This is a genomic window from Pseudomonas thermotolerans DSM 14292, from assembly GCF_000364625.1.
Taxonomy (GTDB): domain Bacteria; phylum Pseudomonadota; class Gammaproteobacteria; order Pseudomonadales; family Pseudomonadaceae; genus Aquipseudomonas; species Aquipseudomonas thermotolerans.
The window spans coordinates 18,792-44,543 of record NZ_KB822604.1 but is presented as its reverse complement, the minus strand read 5'-3'; the positions used below and the strand labels follow the sequence as shown (position 1 = coordinate 44,543).

24 protein-coding genes are annotated in these 25,752 nt (G+C 65.1%); 15 read left to right on the top strand and 9 right to left on the bottom strand.

Annotated features, from left to right (window positions below; translation table 11 throughout):
• Positions 1–8 precede the first annotated feature (8 nt).
• From H165_RS0106300 to H165_RS0106280, 5 genes are all read right to left on the bottom strand, one after another.
• On the bottom strand, positions 9–662 hold the full coding sequence (locus H165_RS0106300) for a thiopurine S-methyltransferase (protein WP_017938065.1): 654 nt from the start codon (positions 660–662) through the stop codon (positions 9–11).
• 184 nt (positions 663–846) lie between these two features.
• Positions 847–1,662 carry an alpha/beta fold hydrolase gene (locus tag H165_RS0106295; protein WP_017938064.1) on the bottom strand — a complete coding sequence of 272 codons (816 nt, stop codon included), beginning with the start codon at positions 1,660–1,662 and terminating at the stop codon, positions 847–849.
• Between the two features lie 58 nt (positions 1,663–1,720).
• Entirely contained in the window at positions 1,721–3,625 is a 1,905-nt protein-coding gene (locus H165_RS18430; RefSeq protein ID WP_017938063.1) for an autotransporter outer membrane beta-barrel domain-containing protein, read from the bottom strand.
• Between the two features lie 341 nt (positions 3,626–3,966).
• Entirely contained in the window at positions 3,967–4,281 is a 315-nt protein-coding gene (locus tag H165_RS0106285; protein ID WP_017938062.1) for a DUF2388 domain-containing protein, read from the bottom strand.
• A gap of 203 nt (positions 4,282–4,484) precedes the next feature.
• Positions 4,485–4,802, bottom strand: coding sequence for a DUF2388 domain-containing protein (locus H165_RS0106280; protein WP_017938061.1), 318 nt, complete (start codon positions 4,800–4,802; stop codon positions 4,485–4,487).
• A 354-nt stretch (positions 4,803–5,156) separates the two neighbouring features.
• Here H165_RS0106280 and H165_RS0106275 point away from each other — a divergent pair, with 354 nt between their 5' ends.
• The 14 genes from H165_RS0106275 to H165_RS0106210 all read left to right on the top strand — a co-directional run bounded on the left by H165_RS0106275 (position 5,157) and on the right by H165_RS0106210 (position 21,062).
• A complete protein-coding gene (locus H165_RS0106275) occupies positions 5,157–6,614 on the top strand; it encodes a glycosyltransferase family protein (RefSeq protein WP_017938060.1) in 1,458 nt (485 codons plus the stop codon).
• A complete protein-coding gene (locus tag H165_RS0106270) occupies positions 6,611–8,161 on the top strand; it encodes a glycosyltransferase (RefSeq protein ID WP_017938059.1) in 1,551 nt (516 codons plus the stop codon). Before H165_RS0106275 ends, H165_RS0106270 begins: the two co-directional genes overlap by 4 nt.
• On the top strand, positions 8,158–9,015 hold the full coding sequence (locus tag H165_RS0106265; protein WP_017938058.1) for a class I SAM-dependent methyltransferase: 858 nt from the start codon (positions 8,158–8,160) through the stop codon (positions 9,013–9,015). The genes H165_RS0106270 and H165_RS0106265 overlap by 4 nt, the downstream gene beginning before the upstream one ends.
• 38 nt (positions 9,016–9,053) lie before the next feature.
• Positions 9,054–9,899, top strand: a complete 846-nt coding sequence (locus H165_RS0106260; protein WP_017938057.1) for a class I SAM-dependent methyltransferase — start codon at positions 9,054–9,056, stop codon at positions 9,897–9,899.
• A 9-nt stretch (positions 9,900–9,908) separates the two neighbouring features.
• Positions 9,909–11,075 carry an acyltransferase family protein gene (locus H165_RS0106255; protein WP_017938056.1) on the top strand — a complete coding sequence of 389 codons (1,167 nt, stop codon included), beginning with the start codon at positions 9,909–9,911 and terminating at the stop codon, positions 11,073–11,075.
• A 42-nt stretch (positions 11,076–11,117) separates the two neighbouring features.
• Positions 11,118–11,975, top strand: a complete 858-nt coding sequence (locus H165_RS0106250; protein ID WP_026146401.1) for an FkbM family methyltransferase — start codon at positions 11,118–11,120, stop codon at positions 11,973–11,975.
• A gap of 65 nt (positions 11,976–12,040) precedes the next feature.
• Complete coding sequence (locus H165_RS18425) at positions 12,041–13,015, top strand: GDP-mannose 4,6-dehydratase (RefSeq protein WP_051059489.1); 975 nt, start codon at positions 12,041–12,043, stop codon at positions 13,013–13,015.
• The gene (gene gmd / locus H165_RS0106240) at positions 12,957–13,928 is read left to right on the top strand and encodes a GDP-mannose 4,6-dehydratase (protein WP_017938053.1); all 972 of its coding nucleotides are present in this window, start codon (positions 12,957–12,959) and stop codon (positions 13,926–13,928) included. The genes H165_RS18425 and gmd overlap by 59 nt, the downstream gene beginning before the upstream one ends.
• A 6-nt stretch (positions 13,929–13,934) precedes the next feature.
• Positions 13,935–15,377, top strand: a complete 1,443-nt coding sequence (locus tag H165_RS0106235; RefSeq protein ID WP_017938052.1) for a mannose-1-phosphate guanylyltransferase/mannose-6-phosphate isomerase — start codon at positions 13,935–13,937, stop codon at positions 15,375–15,377.
• On the top strand, positions 15,377–16,174 hold the full coding sequence (locus tag H165_RS0106230) for an ABC transporter permease (RefSeq protein WP_026146400.1): 798 nt from the start codon (positions 15,377–15,379) through the stop codon (positions 16,172–16,174). The genes H165_RS0106235 and H165_RS0106230 overlap by 1 nt, the downstream gene beginning before the upstream one ends.
• Positions 16,174–17,424, top strand: coding sequence for an ABC transporter ATP-binding protein (locus tag H165_RS0106225; protein ID WP_017938050.1), 1,251 nt, complete (start codon positions 16,174–16,176; stop codon positions 17,422–17,424). Before H165_RS0106230 ends, H165_RS0106225 begins: the two co-directional genes overlap by 1 nt.
• Before the next feature lie 11 nt (positions 17,425–17,435).
• Positions 17,436–18,821, top strand: coding sequence for a glycosyltransferase family 4 protein (locus tag H165_RS0106220; protein ID WP_017938049.1), 1,386 nt, complete (start codon positions 17,436–17,438; stop codon positions 18,819–18,821).
• The gene (locus tag H165_RS0106215; RefSeq protein WP_017938048.1) at positions 18,805–19,938 is read left to right on the top strand and encodes a glycosyltransferase family 4 protein; all 1,134 of its coding nucleotides are present in this window, start codon (positions 18,805–18,807) and stop codon (positions 19,936–19,938) included. The genes H165_RS0106220 and H165_RS0106215 overlap by 17 nt, the downstream gene beginning before the upstream one ends.
• Entirely contained in the window at positions 19,938–21,062 is a 1,125-nt protein-coding gene (locus H165_RS0106210) for a glycosyltransferase family 4 protein (protein WP_017938047.1), read from the top strand. Before H165_RS0106215 ends, H165_RS0106210 begins: the two co-directional genes overlap by 1 nt.
• A 6-nt stretch (positions 21,063–21,068) precedes the next feature.
• Here the strand turns inward: H165_RS0106210 and H165_RS0106205 are convergent, their stop codons facing one another.
• The 4 genes from H165_RS0106205 to H165_RS0106190 form a co-directional block, all read right to left on the bottom strand.
• The gene (locus H165_RS0106205) at positions 21,069–21,284 is read right to left on the bottom strand and encodes a DUF1127 domain-containing protein (RefSeq protein WP_017938046.1); all 216 of its coding nucleotides are present in this window, start codon (positions 21,282–21,284) and stop codon (positions 21,069–21,071) included.
• 253 nt (positions 21,285–21,537) lie between these two features.
• Positions 21,538–21,750, bottom strand: coding sequence for a DUF1127 domain-containing protein (locus tag H165_RS0106200; protein WP_017938045.1), 213 nt, complete (start codon positions 21,748–21,750; stop codon positions 21,538–21,540).
• 339 nt (positions 21,751–22,089) lie between these two features.
• Positions 22,090–23,583, bottom strand: a complete 1,494-nt coding sequence (locus H165_RS0106195) for an acetyl-CoA hydrolase/transferase family protein (RefSeq protein WP_017938044.1) — start codon at positions 23,581–23,583, stop codon at positions 22,090–22,092.
• Positions 23,584–23,752: 169 nt separating this feature from the next.
• Positions 23,753–24,151: an acyl-CoA thioesterase gene (locus H165_RS0106190; protein WP_017938043.1), complete on the bottom strand. Its 399-nt coding sequence runs from the start codon at positions 24,149–24,151 to the stop codon at positions 23,753–23,755.
• 264 nt (positions 24,152–24,415) lie between these two features.
• On the opposite strand from H165_RS0106190, the gene H165_RS0106185 reads away from it, so the two are divergent.
• Positions 24,416–25,705 carry an MFS transporter gene (locus H165_RS0106185; protein ID WP_017938042.1) on the top strand — a complete coding sequence of 430 codons (1,290 nt, stop codon included), beginning with the start codon at positions 24,416–24,418 and terminating at the stop codon, positions 25,703–25,705.
• The last annotated feature ends 47 nt before the right edge of the window (positions 25,706–25,752 follow it).

Sequence of the window (25,752 nt, the reverse complement as noted above, 5' to 3'; positions counted from 1 at the left end):
CGGCACGCTCAGCCGCGGCGCAGGTGATAGGTGACCTCGTCCAGGGCGGTGAGGCTGTGGCGGACGAACTTCCAGTTGCCCTCCAGCACGTCCTCGCGCTGCAGCTCTTCCAGTTGCCAGCTGGAAAAGCCCTGCTCCATTTCGGCGCGGGACACCGAGAAGGGTGGGCCGTCCATCTGCGTCTGGTCGTATTCCAGGGTGATCACCAGGCCCTGGCAGGTGACCGGGAGGATGGCCTGCAGGTGCTCGCGATAGCGCCGGCGCAGCGCCTCCGGCAGGGCGATCAGCGCGGCGCGGTCGTAGAAGGCCACACAGCGGGCCACGTCCGCGGCGCCGAGGGCGAAGAAGTCGCCGCAGTACAGCTCGATGTTGTCGGCGCGGTAGCAGGTGAAGGCACCGTGCTGGCTGATCTGCGGCTCCAGGCCGTTCTCGGCGAAGAACGCCTGCACCGCCTTCTCCACCAGTTCCACGCCGAGCACCGCATGGCCCCGTTCGGCCAGCCAGCGCATGTCCAGCGTCTTGCCGCACAGCGGCACCAGCACCTGGCTGCCGGCCGGCAGCTGCAGTGTCGGCCAGTGACGCCGCAGATAGGGCGTCACCTGCGCCTGATGGAATCCGATCTGGTCGCGCGCCCAGCGTTCCTGCCAAAACGACTCCTGCACCTTGCACCTCGTCCTGTTCGATAAGCCCGTGCGGCATGGCTGCCGCCAGCCGTGGATTGTCGGAGTTTCACGGCGCGGGGAAAACCGCACCGGTCCGCCGGGCGGTTGGTGGCCGGCGGATGACGCGGCGGCATTCTACGCCCGGAAGCGGGCGGTGCAGGGACAGTCCGTCCGAAGGCAGGCGTCAGTGCCGGGACCGTAGGGTGCAGGGCAGGGGCTGCCTGCTCAGCTGTTGCCAGGCGGCGGCATAGCCATGCTGGTGATCGGCGCCCGCCACCACCAGGCGTTCGGCGCAGCGCGGCGCGACCCGCTGCAGGTAGACGTCGGCCACCGCCGCGGGGATCACCCGGTCGGCGGCGCCAAGCAGGTGGCGCTGCGGCAGCTCGACCAGGCGCCCGGGCTCGGTGCTCGGGTCCAGGGAGCCGCGCAGGGGGCTGAGGGCCTTCAGGCGCGTCCATTCGCTGGGGGCCAGGTTGCCGGCGAGGGTCTGCACCGCCACCACGTCGGCGCGGCGCTGGGCGAGCAGCAGGGCGATGGTCGCCCCGCCGGAGTGCCCCACCAGCTCGAAGTGCTCGATGCCCAGGCGCGCCTTGAGGGCATCCAGTGCCCGGTTGGTCGCCTCCACCACGGGTTCGGAATAGCGTCCGTCGGTCCACAGCCAGGTGCGGCAGCCGCTGCCCCGGACGAACTGGCAGGGCCGCGCTAGGTAGGCGGCCGGGGTGGCGTCGGTGGCCAGCAGGTCGAGGACCAGGCTCTGCGTCGGGGTCGGGTCGTCGCTCGGTGCCCGCGGGGTGATCCAGGCCCGGCCGTCGCCTTCCAGGTAGACCCGCAGCAGGGAGCCGTCCACCTGCGGCGGTTGCAGGGTCTGCACCGGCAGGGCGCCGGTGTTTTCCACCCGGGCTTCGAGCCCGAGACGCGCGGCCTGCTCGCGGATGTCCAGCGGCGCACTGGCGCAGCCGGCGATGCTCAGGACCAGCAGGGCCGCGGTTATCAGGCGCATGCATTCCTCCTGCATATGAAAAAGCCCGCCGGACGGCGGGCTTGTCGGCGCGGCACGTTCAGAAATCGTAACGTGCCTTGAGGCTCCAAGTGTCGGCCTTGAAGTCCGCCTTGCGGGTGTAGTCGTAGGACACGCCCAGGGTGTACTGGCCGCGGCTCCAGTCCAGGCCGAGGTCGGCCTCGTAGGTCCAGGGGGTGGCATCGGCGCCGGTGGCGATGAAACTCTCGCCGCCGAGGATGAAGGCCGAGGTGGTCTGGATCCTGTCCTGGGCGAAGTCGTGGTAGGCCATCAGGCGGGCCCGCGGGGTGAGCTCGCCGAGTCTGGCGCTGACGGCCAGACCGGCACCCAGGTCGAAGACCTCCAGGTCCTGCGAGCCGTTGTCCAGGGCTGCGGCGGAGCCTTTCTCGCGGAAGCCGTCGATGCTCACCCGCGAGTAGCGGGAGCCCAGCAGCGGCTCCAGCTCCACGTTGCCCAGGTCGTAGCGGTAGCCGGCCTCGATTTCGGCGGCCAGGGTGCGCGAGTCGTAAGAGGACTTGAGGGCCTCGCCGGCCACGTAGCGCTTGCCGTCGTTGTCCGCCAGGCCGTAGCTCAGGCTGCCGGTGATGCCGAAACGGCCCTGCTCCCAGCGGCCGTAGGCGCTGAGCAGGTTGCTGGTCACTTCGGTTTCCTGGCCGAGCTGGGAGTCCACGTCGGTACGCACGTGGCTGAAGGCCAGGCCCAGAGTGGTGGATTCGTTGAGCTTGCCGTCGGCACCCACGACGATGCCGCGGGAGTCGGCGTCGAAGCCGGCGATGCCGGAGCGGCGGCCCTGCTTGGCGTCACCGTCGAGCACCCGTACCCAGGCGCCGGTCTCGGTTAGCAGGTCGCCGGCGTTGGCGCCCAACGCGGCGGCACGGTTGTTGAGCGCCGCAGTGGTCAGTCCGGAGGCGGAAAGCGCAGCCTGGAAGGCGGCGCCGCTGACCTCCGGCACTAGTTCTTCCAGCAGCTGCGCGACTTCCTCGGGATCGTCGCTGAGGAAGCGCTGGTACAACGGGTCCTGCTCGTCGAGCCGGGACAGCACGCTGGCGACGAAGCTGCGTGCTGCGCGCCGGCCGTTGTCGCTCACGCCCTGGTCGATCAGGCGCCCATCCAGGTCCTCCAGCTCGCCCTCGCCATCGTCGCCGTTGCCGGCGAGGGCGATGTGCGCCACCAGACGTTCGTCGTCCTCGACCTCGGCCGAGACACTCAGCAGCGGGTTCAGGGAGTTGATGCTCGTCCCCTGGTCAACCAGTGCGTCGGCGCGGATCAGGGTGTATTCGCTGGCCTGCAGGCTCTCCAGGGCGGACAGGGCCAGGTTGATGTTGGAGCCTCTTTCCAGGGTGGCGGTGCCGCTCACATTGACCAACGCATGCTCGGGATTGGTCCGCTCGTTGATCTGCAGCTGCAGCGCGCCGCTGGGGCCCACGCGCAGGTCGCCGGTGACCTCGGTGCCCTGGCGCTGCAGCAGCAGTTCGCCGTTAAGCACGTTCAGGCGCTGCACGTGGATCCGGCTGGACGTGATGGTGGCCGGGGCCTCGGCGTCGGCATCGATGGTCAGCTCGCGTACCCCGCCCACCTCGCCGACGATGCGGGAGTCGCTGTGCATGATCACGTCGATGGTGCTTGCCACGCTGCTCTTCAGCGCATAGCCCTGATCATCACCCTGCAGGTCGGCCCCGCCGTTGAGGCGCACGGTACCGCTGCCGGCCACCTGCAGACCGACGTGGCTGGAGATCCTGCTATTGGTGAGCGCTACTTCGCCGCTCATCTCGACGATCTTCAGGGCGAATTCCTGTCCCAGGACGGACAGGTCGGCCCGCACGTCCAGTCCCTCAGTCCGGCCAATGGTGACGGAGTAGGCCGAAAAGCCGGTTAGCTGGTTGAAGGTGCCGTGGAGGTACTCGCGCGCCTCCGTTTCATCCTCAAGGTGGATGCGAGGGCCCATGTCTGCCAGAGCATGACCGGAAACCGCGGAAGAAATGGCAAGGGCCAGCAGAGCCCGATGACGCGGAAACAACACGAAAACCCCCTTCTAGGCGCAAGGGCAGGAGCGGAGCCTGCGGAAAAGGCCGAGAAGGTAGGTGGCAAATAGCCAGCATGTCGAGTGGATTTACAAATGTAAGCAGCGTGCTAGAGCGGTTTCAGCAGGCTAGGGGATACTCGTCCGGAAGTCGAGGAGAGCGTAACCGTTTCCGGGAATTGCTTCGGCAGCGTATCGACTCCGGTGGTCGTGCCGGGCCGACTGGCCAGCCCGGCAGGCTGAAGGAAGCTGATTTCAGTGGGGGCTCACAGGGCGAGAATGGCCTCGGCCAGCTCCAGATCGGAGGCTTCGCGGGCTTCCGGGATCTGCGTGCGGATGGCGTGCAGCGCAGCTTCCAGCTGGGCGCCGCGAATCGCGCCGCGGCTGGCGACGAAGCTGGCGGCATCGTCCTGAGCGGCGCGTACCACCTTCATGTCGCGGATCGAGGTGGTGGTGTCGGAGGTGAAGTCCAGGCTGCGGTCCAGGGCGCGGACCAGGATGTTGCTAGTGGCGACCAGGGTTTGGGCCTGCGCGCCGGCACAAAACAGAACCAGGGCGGCCGCGATCAGCTTGCTACGCATGAAGAAACTCCAGAAAAAACGGACGGCGCGGACCCCGCGAACGGCGGCGATCCATCGATGCCGTACTCCCGTGGCGATACTTGGGGTGATCTCGTCTTGGCGGCATTGGACGGTGCCGGAGGGCGCCGCTTCCCGCTCCGTGCAGCGGGGCTCGGGGCGGGAAGGCTAGCGGATTGCGCCGGCGAGAGCCAGCGCCGAGGGACTCAGAGGGCCAGGATCGCCTGCGCCAGCTGCATGTCGCTGGCCGCCAATTCCGGCAGCCTGCTGCGGATATGGCGCAGCGCGGCCTCCAGTTGGGCGCCGCGGATCTCACCGTGGCTGGCGACGAAGCTGGCGGCGTCCTCGCGGGCGGCGCGCACCACCTTGTCGTCCTTCAGCGAGGAGGAAATGTCCGAACTGACTTCCGAAGTGGCGTGCAGGGCGCCGACGGTGGCGTCGGTGGTGTAGACGAAGCTGGTGGCCGAAACGCCGGTGGCGGTGGCCAGCAGGATGGCGGCGCTGAGCAGGCGCAGAGGTTTCATGCATGTATCTCCCATGGCAGGCGAGGCTGCTGCCGCGCTCAGTGGCAAGCCTAGCGGAGCATGTGACCACGGACTAGCGAGCAAAATGCCATCCCGTCGAGTGGAAGCGCTCAACATGGGATGTCGGATTGTCAGACAAAATTTCCTGCAACTTTCGACATCCTGGCAAGTTCGCCTTTATTGCTGCCAAGATCTTGCAAGATGAATGTTTATCTGTTGCTATTCATCGGCCTTCCTTGATGGCGAAAGTGCCGGTCTTGAGTGCGCGAGACCATTGAGGAGCTGCGTCCTGTCATACCTGCTGCACACGAATAACAAGAAAGCCGCATAGGGGTGAAGCCTGTGCAAAATAATATGGACAAGCTCATTCTCATCGGCTCGAAGATCAGTGGAGAAACTATCCACGGATCGTTGGGAAAGCCCGAGTACAGCTATTACTTCCTGATGCGGGAGTTCGTCCCGGCGCTGGAGCGACTGGGGACCGTCGTCGAAGTTGCGACCCTGGAGGAAGTGGACGAGCTGTTCGAGCGTTACGGCGCGCTCGGCCGCGAAGTGGTCTTTCTGAGTTTCAGCCCCCCGCAGCAGACTCCTCTGGGGCTTCGCTGCCCTACCGTTTCCGTGTTCGCCTGGGAGTTCGACAGCCTGCCGTCGATCGCTTGGGGCGCCAATCCTCAGGACGATTGGCGATATGCCTTTGCCCGGATGCAGGGTGCCATCAGCACCAGTCGTGAAGCCGCCGCTCTGGTCGAAGATGCCATGGGAAAGCGTTTCCCCGTGGTGGCGTTACCTGCTCCTGTCTGGGATCGTTATGCAGAACTGGGGGACCCAGCGGGCATGTCCTTGTCGCTGGGCGAGAGGCAGCTTTCCTTTCGGGGCGTGGTCATCGACAGTCCACTCCTCGGCTTGTCGGCGGATGGTCTGGTCCGCAAGCCGGAGCCGGTCGTCGAGGCGCCACCTGCCGAGCCCGTCGCCCAAAGCCGCCTGGCGGAGGCGTGGCAGCTCAGCAAGGCGCTGCTGCGGGGCTGGTGGGATGAAATCCGGCTTCCTTATCGGTCCGGCGATGAGGGGCACGCTGTCGCCGAGTCCGTCGCCGCGGCTCCGGAGGAGGCCGAAGAGCCCGAGCGGCAGGTCGTCCTGGATGGCGTGGTCTATACCACCGTTCTCAATCCGGCCGACAGCCGCAAGAACTGGGTCGAACTGATCACCGCTTTCTGCTGGGCCTTCAGGGAAACCGAGGACGCCACGCTGGTCGTGAAGATGACCCATCACGATCTGGAGCACTACCGCATCGTTCTGATGACGCTGCTCTCGCGGCTGGCGCCGTTCCGCTGCCGGGTGCTGGTGCTGCATGGGTTTCTCGAGGATCACCAGTACCGCGAGTTGATAGGCGCCACGACCTATTACGTGAATGCCTCCTCTGGCGAGGGACTGTGTCTACCGCTGATGGAGTTCCTTTCCGCCGGCCGGCCGGGCATCGCTCCGGTCCACACCGCCATGGCCGACTACGTGGACGAGCGGCTGGCATTCTTGATCAAGTGCTCGCCCGAGCCGTTCTGCTGGCCGCACGATCCTACCGGCATCTTCATGACCCACCGGCACCGGCTGAACTGGCAGTCGCTTCTCGAGGCCTATCAGGCCAGCTACCAGGTGGCCAAGGAAGATCCTGCGCGCTACCAGCGGATGTCCGCACAGGCGTTTGCGAGGATGCGCGGATTCGCTTCCGTGGAAGCAGTGGCCGCACCGCTCGGGGCGTTCCTCGACACCATCAGCCAAACGCTTGCACCACGACTCGACAGGAGCCTGGCGCCATGAAGTTCCTGGTGTACTCGGAGGTCACTGCCGAGCGAATAGCGATCAGCATGGGGTTGCCGGAATACAGCTACTACTTCGTGCTGCGCGACTATCTGCCGGTGCTCAGGCAGCTGGGTGAGGTCATTGTGGTCGAACGGCCGGAGCTGGAGGTCGACCCCTTGTACGACGAGGCCCGGGGCAGGGGAGAAGAGTGCCTGTTCCTGTCCTTCTCGCCGCCGCACAAGACCCAGCTGGGACTGCGCTGCCCGACCATCCCGGTGTTTGCCTGGGAGTTTTCCAGCATCCCCAACGAGCCCTGGCTGGACGATCCCCGTCAGGACTGGCGTCACGCGTTGCGCGCCTGTGGCCGGGGCATCACCCATTCGCAGATGATCGTCGATGCGGTACGTCGGGAGATGGGAGCCGGGTTCCCGATCATTTCCGTGCCTTCGCCGGTATGGGACAGGTTCGCCAGGCTGAGGGACGTGCCCGGCGAGCTGCCGCTGGAGCGGAGCGTACGCATCCGGGCCCGTTCGGCGGTGGTGGTCGATTCCCGCGACCCGGGGCTGGCACCGCACATCTGGGGGCCGAACGCCACGGCCCGGGTCGTGCAGGCGATCCGCGAACACGAAAGCGCCCTGGCCCGCCAGCGCTCCACTGCCGCGGCTTCCGGTGAGCAACCTTCGGGTCGGCAGCAGTCGCGCTACCAAGTCACCCGCCGCTACCTGGGCGAGTGGTATCTGAAGGTGCTGTGCGAACTGTTGCCGTTCCTGCCAGGCAGAACCAGGCAGGCGCCGGTCAGCGAGGAGCCGGTCAGGCGGCTGGAGCCGCGCAATATGGTAGAGCCGCCGCGTCCTGCGGAAGCCGGCGTAACGCCGCAGATGCCGGAACTGTTGCCGGCCGACTCCGAGCTGGAGCTGTCCGGGGTGGTCTTCACCGCGCTGTTCAATCCCTACGACGGGCGCAAGAACTGGGCGGACATGCTGACGGCCTTCTGTGCCGCCTTCCGGCATACCCCGGACGCCACCCTGGTCTTCAAGCTGGGACACAACGAATACCTGTCCGCCATGCACGACATGCTCATCTGGATGGCGCGCATGCCCCGCTTCGAATGTCGCGTCGTGCTGCTTCATGGCTATCTCGACGGTAGCGATTTCGATGCGCTGATCCGGGCGAGCGCCTTCGCCGTCAATGCCTCCCATGGCGAAGGCCAGTGCCTGCCGCTGATGGAGTTCCTCTCCTGCGGCAAGCCGGCGATCGCGCCGCGGCACTCGGCCATGTGCGATTACATCGACGAGCAGGTGGGGTTCGTGGTCGACAGCTGGCTGGACGCCACGGCCTGGTCCCATGATCCGCGCTTGGCCTACCGGACTCTGCGGCACCAGATCGACTGGGCGTCACTCAAGGCAGCCTACCGGGCGGCCTATCGATGCGTGAAGGAAGAGCCCGAGCGCTACGCACGGATGTCGGCGGCGGCCATCGAGCGGATGCGCGCGCACTGTTCCCAGGCCACCGCGAAGCAGCGCCTGATCGACTTCCTCCTGGCGGACAGGAGGCACTGCGCATGAGCATTCTGGGCTGGTGGAGGCGCAGGCGAGCCCCGAGGAATGAAACGCCCGCGCACGGCAATGAGTACGTGGACTCCCGGGATTGCGGCCTAGTCGATGCCGTACAGAGCGGCTGGTTCGTCAATGACAGCAATGAGCTGTTTTCCGGTTTTCCGATTGACGCGCAGGATGTGGTGCTGGACGTCGGCTGTGGCGCCGGAGGGGCGACCCTGTTCTGTGCCAGGCGCGGAGCCCATGTGGTGTTCACCGACGTAGTGGAGGAGAAGATCGAATCCTTGAGACAGCGACTGGGGCAAACGCCGGCGCGAAAAGTCGAGGGTTTCGTTTCTGACAGTCTGCCGTTGCCCCTGCCGGATGCCTATGCGACCCGTGTGGTCTGTCTGGAAGTGCTGGAGCACGTGGAGGACCCGGAAAAGGTCCTGCAGGAACTCTGGCGAGTGGGGCGCCCCGGAGCCCTGTATCTGCTGGCCGTGCCCGATCCGTTGGGCGAGGCCATCCAGCGTGACTGCGCTCCGGCGCACTATTTCGAACGGCCGAACCACATACATGTCTTCGGGCGCGAGGAGTTCTCCGCCCTGGTTGAACAGGCCGGGTTCAAGGTGGAGCGACGCTCCTCCTATGGCTTCTACTGGAGCCTGTGGATGCTGATCTACTGGACGCAGCTCAAGGCCTCGGGGCGGCAGATAGCTGGTGAAACCCATGATGTGGTGCATCCGCCCTATTCCCCGTTGCTCAATGACTGGTCGAGCCTCTGGCATCGACTGATCCAGATGCCCGACTTCGCTCCGATCAAGCGGCATCTGGATCAGTTGCTGCCGAAGAGCCAGGTAATCGTTGCCCGGAAACCTTTCTGATCTGTCCCCAGGACGCAAGGTCCCTATCAGGAATCACTATGCTGAATCGGCTCAAGCACCTGTTTTCTTCTGCCTCGGAATCACCTTCTGCGTCTGAGGCGATGCCCGTCGCTCGGGGACAACGGGATGAGGACGAGGCCATTGATATTGGCTTGGTTGACATCCACCTCAGCGGTTGGCTGCAAAACGACACTGGTGAGCTCATCAAGGGGTTTGCGATAGGCCCTCAGGACACGGTGCTGGATATCGGTTGTGGCGAGGGCGGCTACGCGCTGTTCAGCGCCAGGCAGGGGGCGGAGATCATCCTGGCGGATGTCGATGCAGAGAGGCTCGAGATCGCCCGCCGACGCCTGCTGGCCGAGTCGGCGCGCAACGTGGAGATACTGGTGACGGACGCCAACCCTATCCCCTTGCCCGATGCCCGGGTCAACCGGGTCGTCGCCATGGAGGTGCTGGAGCATGTCGATGATCCTGCCCAGTTCATGACGGAGCTAGTCCGGGTGGCAAGACCGGGAGCCCTGTTTCTGCTGACGGTTCCGGACGAGGTGATCGAAGGGGTGCAGAAGCACATTGCGCCCTCGGTCTATTTCCAGAAACCCAATCACATCCGCATTTTCAAGCGAGGGGAGCTGGAGAGGCTGGCGACGGAGGCGGGGCTCATCGTCGAGAGCAGTACGCAGTACGGTTTCTATCATGCCGTGTGGTGGTCGCTGTACTGGGCCTGCGAGAACCAGCCGCTTTCGCCGCCTTGGCATCCGCTGCTGGAGCAATGGGCCGGGACATGGACCACCCTGCTTTCCCTGCCAGCCGGGCCACGGATCAAGGCGGCCCTGGATCAGGTAATGCCCAAGAGTCAGGTCGTGGTTGCCAGGAAGCCGTGCTAAGGACCATCGATGAATAAGAAAATCGAAGACATCGAACTACTGCGCGGCATCGCAGTGCTTTTGGTCGTCATTCAGCATGCCAACATCAACTTGATTACTTGGTCGTCGCCCGAGCTGGCACGCTTCTACACCTACTTCGGTGGAGGTGTTGGCGTGGACTTGTTCTTCGCCATATCCGGCTTCGTTATTGCGCGCGATCTCCTGCCGCGCTTTCAGGGAACGACTGATCGCACGGAGGCGCTCAAGGTGGCCCTGGGATTCTGGGTTCGCCGAGCCTGGCGGCTCCTCCCCTCGGCCTGGTTATGGCTGGGGATCATTCTTCTGGCAGTGACCTTCTTCAACGAATCCGGAGCATTCGGCAGCCTGCGCGCCAACATCGAGGCGACCATTGCCGGCCTGCTGCAAGTGGCGAACTTCAGGCTCGCAGAGGCTTTCGGGAGGTTCGAGTACGGCGCGAGCTCCGTGTACTGGAGCCTGTCATTGGAGGAGCAGTTCTATCTGCTGTTCCCCCTGATCGTCATTGCTTTCAGGAAACATTTCGTCTACGTGGTTGCAGCCGTGGCGCTGTACCAGTTGTTCTCCGTTCGGTCCGGCCAGAACATGTTCGCTATGTGCATGAGGACTGATGCGCTCTGTCTGGGGATTCTGCTTGCCGCGTGGTCGCGCCATCCCTCATACGCCTTGTTCAACCCTGCTTTCCTGCGCTCTGGCTGGGCAGTGACTGCGCTGATTGTCACGCTTCTGGTCTGTGTGCTGGCCCTGGGTTCGAACACGCTCAACATCGTAAGCATCAGAGTGAGCCTGGTGTCGATCATTATGGCTGTACTGGTCTGGATCGCCTCCTATAACGAAAACTATGTATTCGGTCGCTTCAAGCTCGTCCGACGTTTGCTGTTGTGGGTAGGGGCGCGCTCCTATGCCATCTACCTCATTCACATGCCTGCCTTTTTCCTGACCCGCGAGATATGGCACAGGCTCTATCCGGAGCAGCCTGGGTTCGGGGAGGACTTCCTTGTTCCCTTCGTGGTGACGGCTGCAGGACTCATCATCGTGCTCAGTGAGCTCAACTACCGATTGGTTGAGTGCCCGCTGCGCGAGCGTGGAAGGCGGATCGCACAGAAGATGTTCGAGAAAGATAGGCGCTCCGATGCTGTGGGGATGCCCATTCAGGGCTGACACATGGCACTCATGTCAACCTTGCAGCAGGGACAGGCCGTCATGCGATTTATTTCCTACGCCCAGAACTTCGAAGATGTGATGTTGTGGCGCACTCTGAAGCTGTTCGGGCCCGGTTTCTACATCGATGTCGGTGCCAATCACCCGACCCATGACTCGGTTACCCGTTCGCTCTATGAGCGGGGGTGGCGGGGGATCAATATTGAGCCGGTCCATCACTATCACGAGGCTCTGTGTCGGGAGCGTCCGGAAGACATCAACCTGTGCGTGGCTGTTGCGGACATCGAAGGCGAATTGGTGTTCTTCGAATCGCCCGAGACAGGCCTATCGACGCTGAGTCCGGAAATGGCGGAGCTTCAAGGTGCTTCCGGCATTCCTTTTTTGCGGCGTACTGTGTCGACGCGCCGCTTGGCCGACATCTGCGAAGAGCACGTGCCGGCAGATGTTCCTTTCCATTTCCTGAAAATAGATGTGGAAGGATTCGAGCGAAATGTCCTGCTGAGCATGGATTTCCGGAAATGGCGTCCATGGCTCATCCTGATCGAGTCTGCGTTCAACAAGCGTCCGGAATGGGAAGAACTGGTTCTTGGTGCCGGTTACAGATACGCCCGTAGTGATGGCATCAATCGGTATTACGTCGCCGAAGAAAGACCCGAACTTCTGGTGCCCCTGGAACTGCCGCCCAACATCCTTGACGAGTTCCAGCTCTGTCCCGGTCATCGACTGAGCTATCCCACGGCGAATGACATGGTTCTTCGTGCCGAATTGCAGGAGGCCTTGAACCGGGCTCAGAAAGCCGAAGCGCAACTACAGGCCATCTACGGGAGCCGGCTGTGGCGTTTCGTGAGGCTGGTAGAAACGCTGAGAAATGGCGTGAAACGCCTCATTCCGTCGACCTGACACAGACAAACATATTGTGCATACCTGCAGTAGTTGGCCCCCACTAAGAAGAATTTGAGGAGATAGTGGTGAAGAAGTTGCTCGTTACCGGCGTGGGGGGCTTCGTAGGGGGACATTTGCAGCAGTGGCTGGCCAACTGGAGCGACAGTCCATGGCAGCTTGTTCCACCCCGGCGGCATGACCTCACCAACCCGGCAACCCTGGATGCCTGGCTGGCCGATGCATGTCCGGACGCGGTGATCCATCTGGCTGGGCAGACCTTCGTGCCGGAGGCCTTCCGCGATCCTGCCCGCACCCTGCAGGTCAATGTGCTGGGAACGCTCAACCTGCTGGAGGCCCTCAAGCGCAGGGGCTTCGACGGCACCTTCCTCTACGTCAGTTCGGGGGACGTCTATGGCCAGGTGGCGGAGGCCGATCTGCCGATCACGGAGAGACAGCCGCCGCAGCCGCGCAATCCCTACGCCGTCAGCAAGCTCTCCGCGGAACTGCTGTGCCTGCAGTGGAGCTACGTGGAGCCCTGGCGAATCATCGTGGCGCGTCCGTTCAATCACATTGGCGTAGGCCAGAACGCTTCCTTCGTCGTGTCCAGCATTGCCAGGCAACTGGCGCGCATGAAGCTGGGCCTGCAGGAGCCCGTCCTGCAGGTCGGGGACGTCGACGTGACCCGGGACTTCCTCGATGTCCGGGACGTCCTGAATGCCTACTTCCTGCTGCTGGAGAAGGGGCGCAACGGGGAAATCTACAACGTGTGCTCGGGACAGGAGCGCAGGATTCGCGACCTGATCACGGAAATGTCCCGACTGGCCGAAATGGAGTTGGAGATCGCGCAGGATCCGGCACGTCTGCGGCGTGCCGATCAGCGTCGTGTTGTCGGAAGTTCCGACAAGCTACAAAACGAGACCGGGTGGAAACCCGGCATAACAATCACGGAGACCCTTCGGAGCCTGCTCTCCGACTGGGAAAACAGAGAGCGCAAGAAAAATGAACAAGACAGCTCTTATCACTGGTGTAACGGGCCAGGACGGGGCTTACCTCGCTAAATTGCTACTGGAAAAGGGCTACCGGGTCTACGGCCTGGTGCCCCGGCGCAGCACCGATGTCCGCTGGCGCCTGCGGGAACTCGGAATCGAGTCGGAGCTGAGCTACCTCGATGGAGACATGGCTGATGCCTGTTCGCTCCAGCGGGCGGTCATCAAGTCCAGGCCCGACGAGGTCTACAACCTGGCGGCACAGAGCTTCGTGGGGGCTTCCTGGGATCAGCCGGTGACCACCGGCATCGTGGATGGGCTGGGGGTCACCCATCTGCTCGAGGCGATCCGCCAGTTCAGTCCCGAGACCCGTTTCTACCAGGCATCCACCAGCGAGATGTTTGGTCTGATCCAGGCCGAACGTCAGGACGAGAACACGCCCTTCTATCCGCGCAGCCCCTATGGCGTGGCCAAGCTCTACGGACACTGGATTACCGTGAACTACCGCGAGAGCTTCGGCATGCATGCCTCCTGCGGAATCCTCTTCAACCACGAATCGCCGCTGCGTGGCATCGAGTTCGTGACCCGCAAGGTCACCGACGCCGTGGCGCGCATCAAGCTGGGCAAGCAGCGCGAGCTGCGGCTGGGCAACATCGATGCCAAGCGTGACTGGGGATTCGCCGGCGATTACGTCGAGGCCATGTGGCTGATGCTGCAGCAGGACAAGCCGGACGATTACGTGGTGGCGACCGGGGTGACCACCACGGTGCGGGACATGTGTCGGATTGCCTTCAACTACGTGGAGCTGGATTACCGCGACCACGTGGTGATCGATCCCGCCTACTTCCGGCCGGCCGAGGTCGACGTTCTGCTGGGCAATCCCGCGAAGGCCGAACGGGTACTCGGCTGGAAGCCCAGGACCAGCCTGGAAAACCTGATTCACATGATGGTGGATGCCGATCTGGCTCGCGTGGCCAAGGAGTAGGTGAGCATGCTGGTACCCGTGATTCTTTCCGGCGGTGCCGGAACCCGCTTGTGGCCGGTGTCCCGGGAGGGGCATCCGAAACCCTTCATGACCCTTCCGGACGGCGAGTCGCTGCTGTCCAAGACCTACAGGCGTGCGGAAGCCGTACTGGGGCGAGTAGGGGAGATCGTCACGGTCACCAACCGTGACTACTACTTCCAGACCCGGGACGAGTTCTTCGCCACCGGTCTGGCTGCCGGGGTGCGCGCGCACTTCATCCTCGAACCGCTGGGGCGCAATACGGCTCCGGCGATAGCTTCCGCCGCGCTGTCGCTACGCGAACGGCACGGGGACCAGGCGATCATGCTGGTGATGCCGGCAGATCACCTGATTCGCGATGTCGAGGCCTTCGCCGCGGCGGTTCGGGAGGCCTCGGCCCGTGCCGCCGAAGGCCATCTGGTCACCTTCGGCATCCAGGCGACCCGGCCGGAGACCGGTTTCGGCTACATCGAAGCCGGTGCCCCGCTCAACGAGCAGGGCACCGCCCGGGTCGAGCGCTTCGTCGAGAAACCGGACCTGCCCACCGCCGAGCGCTATCTGGCGTCCGGAAAGTTCTTCTGGAATTCCGGTATGTTCTGCTTCGCCGTCGGGACGCTGCTCGAGGAGCTGGCGCGGCATGCGCCGCAGCTGTTGGCGCAGGCCGAGGCCTGCCTGGGGCGCAGTCCGCTTCAGGAAGCCGGCTCCGTGCTGTTGCAGGAACTGGTGGCGGAGGCTTTCGCGGAGCTGCCGGACATTTCCATCGACTACGCCCTGATGGAGCGTTCGGACAAGGTCGTGATGGTTTCGGCCGGCTTCGACTGGAGCGATATCGGCTCCTGGAATGCGCTGGGCGATCTGCTCGAGCCCGACGCGTCCAACAACCGGGCTGCGGGCGACGCGTTGTTCGTCGACAGCCGCAACACCTTCGTCAAGAGCGAGGGGCGACTGGTGGCGACGGTCGGGGTCGAGAACCTGATCGTGGTGGATACCGCCGACGCGATCCTCGTGGCGCATATGGATAGGGCCCAGGACGTGCGACGGGTGGTCAAGAGCCTCAAGGACAGTAACCACGAGGCCTATCGCCTGCACCGTACCGTCTGCCGTCCTTGGGGTAGCTATACGGTCCTGGAGGAGGGGCCGCGCTTCAAGATCAAACGCATCGTGGTCAAGCCGGGCGCCTCGCTGTCCCTGCAGATGCACCATCATCGCAGCGAGCACTGGGTGGTGGTGCAGGGCATGGCGAAGGTCGTCAACGGCGGAGAGCCGCGACTGGTGGGGGCCAACGAGTCGACCTTCATCCCCGCCGGGCACAAGCACCGCCTCGAGAATCCGGGTGTGATCGATCTGGTGATGATCGAGGTGCAGAGCGGAGAATACCTGGGCGAGGACGACATCGTGCGCTTCGAAGACCAGTACGGCAGGGCCAAATGATGGTACTGGACATGGCCCGTTCGGTCTGGAACTACCGGGGTTTCGTGATCGGCAGCGTCAAGCGCGAGTTCCAGACCCGCTATCGCAACTCGCTACTGGGCGCCGCCTGGACCGTGCTGAATCCGCTGTCGATGATCATCGTCTACACGGTGATCTTCTCCCAGGTGATGCAGGCCCGCCTGCCCGGCGTCGAGCACGGACTCGCCTACGGCATCTACCTGTGCGCGGGGATACTCACCTGGGGGTTCTTCGCCGAGGTGATCGGCCGCAGCCAGTCGGTGTTCCTCGAACACGCCAACCTGATCAAGAAGCTGAGTTTCCCGCGCATCTGCCTACCGCTGATCGTGGTGCTCAACGCCGGGGTGAACTTCGCCATCATCTTCGGCCTGTTCCTCGGCTTCCTGCTGGTCACCCGGAACCTCCCCGGCCTGGTCCTGCTCGGCCTGCTGCCGGTGCTGCTCATCCAGTTGGCCTTCTCCGTCGGGCTGGGCATCATCCTCGGGGTGCTCAACGTGTTCTTCCGGGACGTCGGCCAGCTCACCGGGATCGTCCTGCAGTTCTGGTTCTGGTTCACTCCCATCGTCTATCCGGCATCCATCCTCCCCGAGGCGGTCCGCCCGGTGATCGAGGCCAATCCCATGACCGCGCTGATGGCGGCCTACCAGGGCATCCTGGTCTACGGGCACTGGCCGGACTGGCAGTCTCTGTGGCCCCTCGCGCTGACCTCGCTGGTGCTCTGCGTGCTGGCCTTGCGACTGTTCCGCAAACGTTCGGGTGAAATGGTGGACGAACTCTGATGGGTAGCATTCAGGTCACGGGCCTCGGCAAGGCCTACAGGCAGTACCCCAGCCGCTGGGCGCGGCTGGCCGAATGGCTGATTCCCTGGTCGCAGACGCTCCACCAGCTGAAGTGGGTGTTGCAGGACATCTCTTTCGAGGTGATGCCCGGCGAGGCACTGGGCATCATCGGCATCAACGGCGCCGGCAAGAGTACCCTGCTGAAGATGATTACCGGCACCACCCGGCCGAGCTGCGGGACCATCCGGGTCGACGGGCGGGTGGCGGCGCTGCTCGAACTGGGCATGGGCTTCCATCCGGACTTCACCGGGCGGCAGAACGTCTTCATGGCCGGCCAACTGCTGGGCCTGAGCATGGAGGAGCTGCACCGGCTGATGCCGGAAATCGAGGCCTTCGCGGAGATCGGCGAATACATCGACCATCCGGTGCGCACCTACTCCAGCGGGATGCAGATGCGCCTGGCGTTCAGCGTGGCGACCGCGCAGCGCCCGGACGTGCTCATCGTCGACGAGGCGCTGTCGGTGGGCGACGCCTATTTCCAGCACAAGAGCTTCGAGCGCATCCGCGAATTCCGCAGGGCCGGCACCACGCTGCTGATCGTCTCCCACGACCGGCAGGCCATCCAGTCCCTCTGCGATCGGGCCATCCTGCTGGCCAACGGGCGCCTCGCGCTGTCGGGGACGCCCGAGGAGGTGATGGACTTCTACAGCGCCATGCTGGCCGAGCGGGAACAGCAAACGGTGCGCCAGGAGCGTCTGGCGGGCGGGCAGGTCCGCACCATCTCTGGCACCGGCGAGGCGGGCTTCGCTGACATCGCCCTGCTGAACGAACAGGGACAGCGCGTCGAGGTGCTGTCCGTGGGTGGCACCGCCACCCTGCGGGTGGTGGTCGACGTGAAGACCGACATTCCCCGGCTGGTGCTCGGCTTCATGATCAAGGACCGCATGGGCCAGCCCATCTACGGCATCAATACGCACCGTACCCAGCAGGCGCTGGAGAACCTCAGGGCCGGGGAGCGGATCACCTACGACTTCCGTTTCCCGGTCCGGCTGGGCAAGGGCAACTATTCCATCGCCCTGTCCCTGTCGCGGTTCGACTCGCATCTGGACAAGAACTACGAGTGGCGCGACTACGCCTTGGTGTTCCACGTGATCAACGTGCAGCGGCCCGACTTCGTCGGCTGCGCCTGGCTGGACGCGCAGATCGCCATCGAACGCAGTGGCGTGGCCATTGCGGAAAGCTGTGAGTGAATGAGGGGGACATGCGCATACTCGTCGAATGCACCTACGTTTACGAACATCCGCGCGACAACTCGGGCATCCAGCGTGTGGTGCGCAACATCGTCAATCGCTTGGGTGAGGTCGGCGGTTCGGTCGAATGCATCCCGGTGATGATGAACGGCGGGCGGCTGTACCGCGTCCTCAGCCTGGCTCCGCTGCGGCTGTCGCGTGGAGCCGGCTGGCGCCAGGCCTGGATCGTTCGCCTGGATCACTGGCGCAACCGCTACTGGTGGTGGCATTCGCGGATCGAGCGTCTGCCGCCCTTCCGCAACTCGCAGCTGGCCAGGCGCCTGCTCTACTGGCCCTGCAAGCTGGCGAGCCTGGCGATCACCCTGCCGCTGCGTGGCCTGCTCCACCTTAACCGCAACGCCCAGCCGGCGCCGCAGCGTGCGGTGGAGCTGCAGGTGCGCAGCGGCGATCAGCTGTTGCTGCTGGATTCCTCCTGGCATGCGGACTTCTTCCCGCTGGCCGAACGGCTCAAGCGCCAGGGCGTCGGCATCATCTCGGTGATCTACGACCTGATTCCCTTGACCCATCCGCAATTCTGCGATGCCGGTCTGGTCCAGGTGTTCGATCGCTGGTTCGACTGGGTCTCCAGGACGGCGGATGGCTTCATGGCCATCTCGCGGACGGTGAGCGAACAGGTGCAGGACGAGCTTCGCCAGCGGCTGGGGCGTGCCGACGCTGAGAAGCGCTGGCATGGGCATTTCTACCTCGGCTCCGAGCTGGACCTGAAGCGGCCGACGGCAGCCCTGCACCCCGGCGTCCAGCGCATGTTCCGCGCGGACGGGCCGGTCTATCTGATGGTAAGCACGGTGGAGCCGCGCAAGAACCACGCCTACCTGCTGGATGCCTTCGAGCGGCTCTGGGCGGCGGGCTCGCCGGTCCGGCTGTGCTTCATCGGCAAGATCGGCTGGAAGTGCGAGGCCCTGGTGGAGCGCATCAAGCGCCACCCACAACACAACAAGCGCCTTTTCATGTTCAACAACGTCAACGACACCAGCCTGGAATTCGCCTATTCCCATGCCCGTGCCCTGGTGTTCCCCTCCCATGCCGAGGGCTTCGGCCTGCCTCTGGTGGAGGCCATGCAGCGGGGGCTGCCGGTGATGGCCAGCGACATTCCGGTGTTCCGGGAGGTTGGCCAGGACTTCGTTGCCTACTTCGATCTCGCTGACCCGCAGAGCCTGGCCGGGATGATCCTCGAGTTCGAGCGATCGCAGCGTTTCCCGGCCCGTTCCCTCGAAGACTGGCAGTGGATCGACTGGACCCAGGCGGCCCGCCAGCTCATCCAGGGGACCCTGCAGGGCATCGCCGGCCAGGCGAAGAATCTCAGGGCCGAGGCCGTGCTCGATGCGGATCGCACTTAACGCCCGGATCCTCCAGGCGCCTCGTACCGGGATCGGCCAGTACCTGGTCGAGCTCGTCGCGGCCCTGCGCGCCCAGCCAGAGCTGGACCTGGAACTGTTCCACGGCTGGAGCTGGAGCCGCCAGCTGCCGGAGGCCGCTCTGCCTGGCTACGGCCGCTGGACGGCGCTGGCCAGGCGCCTGCCGGGGGCGTACGGGATTCGCCGCCGTCTCGAGCAGCGCCATTTCTCTCGCGGCATCGAGAAGGCGCCGGTTGACCTCTATCACGAGCCCAGCCTGTGGCCGCTGGACTTCGACGGCCCCACGGTGATGACCGTGCACGACCTGACCCACCTCCACTATCCCGAGACCCAGCCGCGCGAACGGCTGGCCGAGATCGAACGGCGTATCGGTCCGGCCATGGAGCGGGCCCGTCTGATCCTGACCGATTCGCAGTTCGTTGCCGATGAAATCACCGCGCACTACGGGGTGGCGCCCGAGCGTCTGGTGGTGGCGCCCCTGGGCCATGCCCCGCGCTTCCATCCGCGCCCCCCGGAGGCCCTGGCTCCGCGGCTGAGCGCCTTCGGTCTGCGGCCCGGGCGCTATCTGCTCTGCGTCGGCACCCTGGAGCCGCGCAAGAACCTGACGCTGGCCCTGCGTGCCTACCGTCGGCTGCCGGCAGGGTTGCGCCGGCGGTTTCCCCTGCTGATCGTCGGCATGCCTGGCTGGAAGCAGCGCACCCTGGCCGGCGAGCTGCGCGCCGCCCTGGCGGACGGCAGCGTGCGATTGCTCGGCTACCAGCCGGACGATGTCCTGGCCGAGCTGCTCGCGGGAGCACGCCTGCTACTGTTCCCCTCCCTTTACGAGGGCTTCGGCCTGCCGGTGCTGGAGGCCCTGGCCAGCGGTGTGCCGGTGCTGCTGTCGCCGCGCTCGGCGCTGCCGGAGGTAGCCGGGGAGGCCGGCATCTACCTGGAGGCGGATGACGAGCCGGGCTGGAGCGAGGCCATCGTCCGCCTCATCGAGGACGACCAGGCCTGGCTGCGGCAGCGGACCCTGGGGCTCGAACAGGCCGGCCGGTTCTCTTGGCAGCGCTGTGCGCGCATCACCGCGGCGGCCTATCGACGCGCGCTGGAGGGCTGATGCGGGTACTGCACTTTTTCAAGACTTACCTGCCGGAAACCGTCGGGGGAATCGAGCAGGTCATCTACCAGATCTGCGAGAGCGGTCGGGCCCACGGCATCGAGAGTCAGGTACTGACCCTCAGCCGGGAGCCCGAGCCGGCCGATCTGACGGTGGGCTCTCATCGGGTCCGCCGCGTCCGGTTGGACCTGCAAGTGGCCTCGACGGGAATTTCCTGGCGGGTGCTGAGTCAGCTCAAGCGGCTGGCGGCCGAGGCGGACGTAGTCAACTACCACTTCCCCTGGCCGTTCATGGACGTCCTGCACTTCGCGGCGCGGATCGACAAGCCCGCGGTGGTGACCTACCACTCGGACATCGTGCGCCAGCGGCATCTGCTGAAGCTCTACCGCCCGTTGATGCACCGCTTCCTGAGCAGCGTGGAGCGGATCGTCACGGCCTCGCCCAACTACCTGGCAACCAGCGAGGTGCTTGGCCGCTACCGGGACAAGACGGTGGTCATTCCCTACGGGCTGGACCGGAGCAGCTATCCGCCGGCGGACCCCGCCCGACTCGAGTACTGGCGGCGGCGCTTTGGCGACCGCTTCTTCCTGTTCGTCGGGGTGATGCGCTACTACAAGGGCCTGCACATCCTGCTGGAAGCGGCGCGCGGCACGGACTACCCCATCGTCATCGTCGGCTCCGGGCCCCTGGAAGGAAAGTTGAAATCCCAGGCCAGGAACTTAGGACTGAGCAACGTCCACTTCGCCGGGAGGCTGGAGGACGCCGACAAGGCGGCGCTCCTGGAGCTGTGCAGTGCCATGGTCTTCCCCTCGCATCTGCGCTCGGAGGCCTTCGGTATCTCGCTGCTGGAAGGTGCCATGTACGGCAAGCCGCTGATCTCGGCGGAGATCGGCACCGGCACCAGCTACATCAACGTGCATGGCGAAACCGGCCTGGTGGTGCCTCCCGCTGACCCCGTGTCCCTGCGCGAGGCCATGCGAGCCCTCTGGAACGATCCCCGGATGGCCGCCGAGATGGGCCGTCAGGCCGAGCAGCGCTATCGAAGAGTGTTCACTGCCGAGCGCATGGGGCAGCAGCTGGCCGATCTCTACCGGGACGTGCTGGCCGGCCGGCGACGGGGCTGAAACCGTTCACTCCCGCCAGAACGGCTTGGCGACTTCCTCGGTGCGTGCTGCGGGGCTGATGCCGGCGTCGGCGAGCAGACGGGCGTCGAGCTGGGCGAGCTGACGACGGGTGCGGGCGCGCTGCTGCCAGAGGGCGAGGCGGGCGAGCAGGCGCTGCCCGAGGTGGGCGAGGGGTTGGTTGCTGAGCCGCGGGGCGGCAGGCAGGTACTGGGTGCGGTCCATGGTGCTGTCCTTCCCGGAAGGCCGGGGGTGGGTGACGGTACCGAGAATGCCCCGAGGGACGCAGTCATTACAGTTACAGCGGCGTTAAATTGTATTGGTTCAGTTTTGAAAATCTGTTGACTGTTATGGTTGCGGGGAGCGCCGGCTGTTCCGTCCCGCTGTTCCGGGCCATGCCCGCATCGGAAAGCATCCCCCGGAAACGACGAACCCCGCCGGAGGGCGGGGTTCGGGAGAGCGGAACCGCAGGCTGCTTTTAGCGCCAGAACGGCTTGCTCAGTTCCTCGTAGCGCTGCGCTTCGCTGATGCCGGCGTCGGCCAGCAGGCGGGCATCCAGGCGTGCCAGTTCGCGACGGGTACTGGCCCGGCGCTGCCATTGCAGGAGATTGGCGAACAGGCGAACTGGAAGAGGGGCAAACTGAGTCGAGGGTTGCTCGACATAGGGGTTGGAACTCAGGGTACGTTCCATGGCGATCGTCCTTCCGCTTGTGGCGGGATGAGTGGTTTTCGATGAGTGCAATGATCCGCCTCGCCAGGCCAGTTCGCCAGGTACAGTTGAGGAAAATTGTGCTGGTTTACAAGGCTGTTCTGGCGAACTGTTATGCCCATAATGGGGCAATCTGTTCCGGTGCGCCCCGTTTTGGGTCATTTTTGTGGGGGTGAACGGCGAGAAAGACCAGAGTTGGCACGGTGGGGAGCAGTACAGTTTTATTGCCTTGCGAAATAAATTCGGAACTGTTTTGCGGGGACTGCGCAGGAGGGGAGAGGAGGGAAGGCGAGCCGGGCGTGCCGGCTCGCCGGTTCAGGCTCAGGAAGCCAGCATCCGCCCGGTTTCTTCCAGGTTGATGTGCCACTGCAGCGCTTCGCGCAGCAGGTGCGGGGTGTGGCCGCCCTTGGCGCAGGCGCGCGCGAAGTAGTCGTTCAGCGCCTCGCGGTAGTCGGGGTGCACGCAGTTGTCGATGATCGCCCGGGCGCGTTCGCGGGGCGCCAGGCCGCGCAGGTCGGCGAGGCCTTGCTCGGTGACCAGGATGTCGACGTCGTGCTCGTTGTGGTCGACGTGGCTGGCCATCGGCACCACGCTGGAGATGGCGCCGCCCTTGGCGATGGACTTGGTGACGAAGATCGCCAGATGGGCGTTGCGGGCGAAGTCGCCGCTGCCGCCGATGCCGTTCATCATCTTGGTGCCGCCGACGTGGGTGGAGTTGACGTTGCCGTAGATGTCGAACTCCAGGGCGGTGTTGATGCCGATGATGCCCAGGCGGCGGACCACCTCGGGGTGGTTGGAGATTTCCTGCGGACGCAGCACCAGGCGGTCCTTGTAGCGCTCCAGGTTGCCGAACACGTCGGCGTTGCGGCGCGTCGACAGGGTGATCGAGCTGCCCGAGGCGAAGCGCAGCTTGCCGGCGTCGAACAGGTCGAAGGTGGAGTCCTGCAGCACCTCGGAGTACATGGTCAGGTCCTCGAAGGGCGATTCCAGCAGGCCGCACATCACCGCGTTGGCAATGCTGCCGATGCCGGCCTGCAGCGGGGCCAGGTTGTTGCTCATGCGACCGGCGGCCACTTCGCGCTTGAAGAAGTCTATCAGGTGGTCGGCGATGGCCTGGGTTTCGGCGTCCGGCGGCAGCACGGTGGACGGCGAGTCCGGCTGGTTGGAGATCACCACGGCGACGATCTTCGCCGGGTCGATCGGGATGGCCGGGGTGCCGATGCGGTCGTCCACGCGGGTCAGCGGGATGGGCGTGCGAGTCGGCCGGTAGGTGGGGATGTAGATGTCGTGCAGACCTTCCAGGTTGGTGTGGTGGGCCAGGTTGATCTCGACGATCACCTTCTCGGCGAAGATCGCGAAGCTGGCCGAGTTGCCCACTGAGGTGGTCGGCACGATGTGGCCCTGCTCGGTGATGGCCACCGCCTCGATCACCGCGATGTCGGGTTTCTTCAGCTGGTGGTTGCGCAGCTGCTCGACGGTTTCCGAGAGGTGCTGGTCGATGAACATCACCGAGCCCTCGTTGATCGCCTTGCGCAGGGTGGCGTCGACCTGGAAGGGCATGCGTCGGGCCAGCACGCCGGCTTCGGTGAGCTGCTTGTCGAGGTCGTTGCCGAGACTGGCGCCGGTCATCAGGCTGATGCGCAGCGGCGTCTGGCGGGCGCGTTCGGCCAGCGCCAGCGGCACTGCCTTGGCTTCGCCGGCACGGGTGAACCCGCTCATGCCGACGGTCATGCCATCCTGGATCAGGGCTGCGGCCTCGGCCGCACTCATCAGCTTGCTATGCAGGACGGGCAAGCGTATGCGATCAGCGTACATGGGGGGAGCCTCGAACAACGGAAAAAGCAAGGGCCGGAGTCTAGGCGCTGGGGGGCGCTGTGACTCCTATACTAAGGTCGTAGTTGGCCCGGCTCCGGGCCTTTCGACGGGCGGTGCGGGGTGAACGGGACGCGGCCTGCCGGAACGGGGGGGCAGGCCGGGGGTGATTCTAGCGGCGCGGCACCGGGCGGGTGCGGCCGCTGCCGTCGATGGCGACGAACACGAACACCGCTTCGGTGACCTTGCGCCATTCGCTGGACAGCGGGTCCTCGCTCCAGGCCTCGACCAGCATCTGGATGGAGCTGCGCCCCACCTGCAGGGTCTGGGTGTAGAAGGACAGCTGGGCGCCTACCGCCACCGGGACCAGGAAGGCCATGCGGTCGATGGCCACGGTGGCGACCCGGCCGCCGGCCACCTTGCTGGCCATGGCGGCGCCGGCCAGGTCCATCTGGGCCACCAGCCAGCCGCCATAGATGTCGCCGAAGCCGTTGGTGTCACGGGGCAGCGCGATGATCTGCAGGGCCAGATCGCCCTGCGGGGTCAGGTTCTCTTCTTCGTTGTCGATCATGCCGGAGCCTCAAATCCATCTGTCATCTGCTTGGCCATGCCGCCGGGCTGTGCGTGCGCAGGCAGGGGGCTGCGGCGATGCACAGACTGGGCCAGTCCAGCCCGGAGCTTGTGCCAGGCTCGATGGCGAATAGCGCGCAGTATATAGAGGCTTGGCCCCGCGTACGACAGGCGATCGGTGGATTTTTGGCTGCCGGGCCGGCCGGCGATTTGCTATCGTGCAGCCCCCTGCATGCCCTTCAGCCGAAGAATCAGTATCACCATAATGGCTTCCCTGTCCCTCGATGCTGCCACCAGCGCCCGGCCGCTGACCCGTGGCGACTACAAGACCCTCTCGCTGTCCGCCCTGGGCGGCGCCCTGGAGTTCTACGACTTCATCATCTTCGTGTTCTTCGCCACCGTGGTCGGCAAGCTGTTCTTCCCCGCCGACATCCCCGAGTGGCTGCGCCAGCTGCAGACCTTCGGGATCTTCGCCGCCGGCTACCTGGCGCGGCCCCTGGGCGGCATCGTCATGGCGCACTTCGGCGACCTGCTCGGGCGCAAGCGGATGTTCACCCTGAGCATCTTCCTGATGGCCGTGCCGACCCTGAGCATGGGACTGCTGCCCACCTATGCGCAGATCGGTATCTGGGCGCCCATCGTCTTGCTCCTGCTGCGGGTCATCCAGGGCGCGGCGATCGGCGGCGAGGTGCCCGGCGCCTGGGTGTTCGTCGCCGAGCACGTGCCCGCCCGTCACGTCGGCTACGCCTGCGGCACCCTGACCGCCGGGCTGACCGCCGGGATCCTGCTCGGCTCGCTGATGGCCGCCCTGATCAACAGCCTGTACAGCGCCGAGGAAGTGCTGGACTGGGCCTGGCGCGTGCCCTTCCTGGCCGGCGGGGTGTTCGGCCTGCTGGCGGTGTATCTGCGCCGCTGGCTGCACGAGACCCCGGTGTTCGCCGAGTTGCAGCAGCGCAAGGCGCTGGCCGAGGAGCTGCCGTTGAAGACCGTGGTGCGCGAGCACCGGGCCGCGGTGCTGATCTCCATGCTGCTCACCTGGGTGCTCACCGCTGGCATCGTGGTGGTCATCCTGATGACCCCCAACCTGCTGCAGACCCTCTATCACTTCGACGCGGCCACTGCGCTGCAGGCCAACAGCCTGGCTATCGTCTGCCTCACCGTCGGCTGCGTGCTGGCCGGGGCGCTGGCCGACCGCCTGGGCGCCGGACGGGTGCTGATCGGCGGCTGCCTGGCCCTGGGCGGGCTGGTCTGGACCTTCTATTCCAGCCTGCAGACTCATCCGGACTGGCTGTTTCCCCTCTACGCCGTCACCGGCCTGGCGGTGGGGGTGATCGGCACCGTGCCCTATGTGATGGTCAACGCCTTCCCGGCGGCGGTGCGCTTCTCCGGGCTGTCGTTCTCCTACAACCTGGCCTACGCGGTGTTCGGCGGCCTCACCCCGATGCTGGTGACCCTGCTGCTGCAGGCCGACCCCCTGGGCGCCGCCTACTACGTGCTCGCCCTCAGTGCCCTGGGCCTGGCCTGCGGGCTCTATCTGCTGGTCCGCAAGGCCTGAGGTCGGGTACGAAGCCGGTGCCCGCGCCGGCCTTCATCCAACCGTCA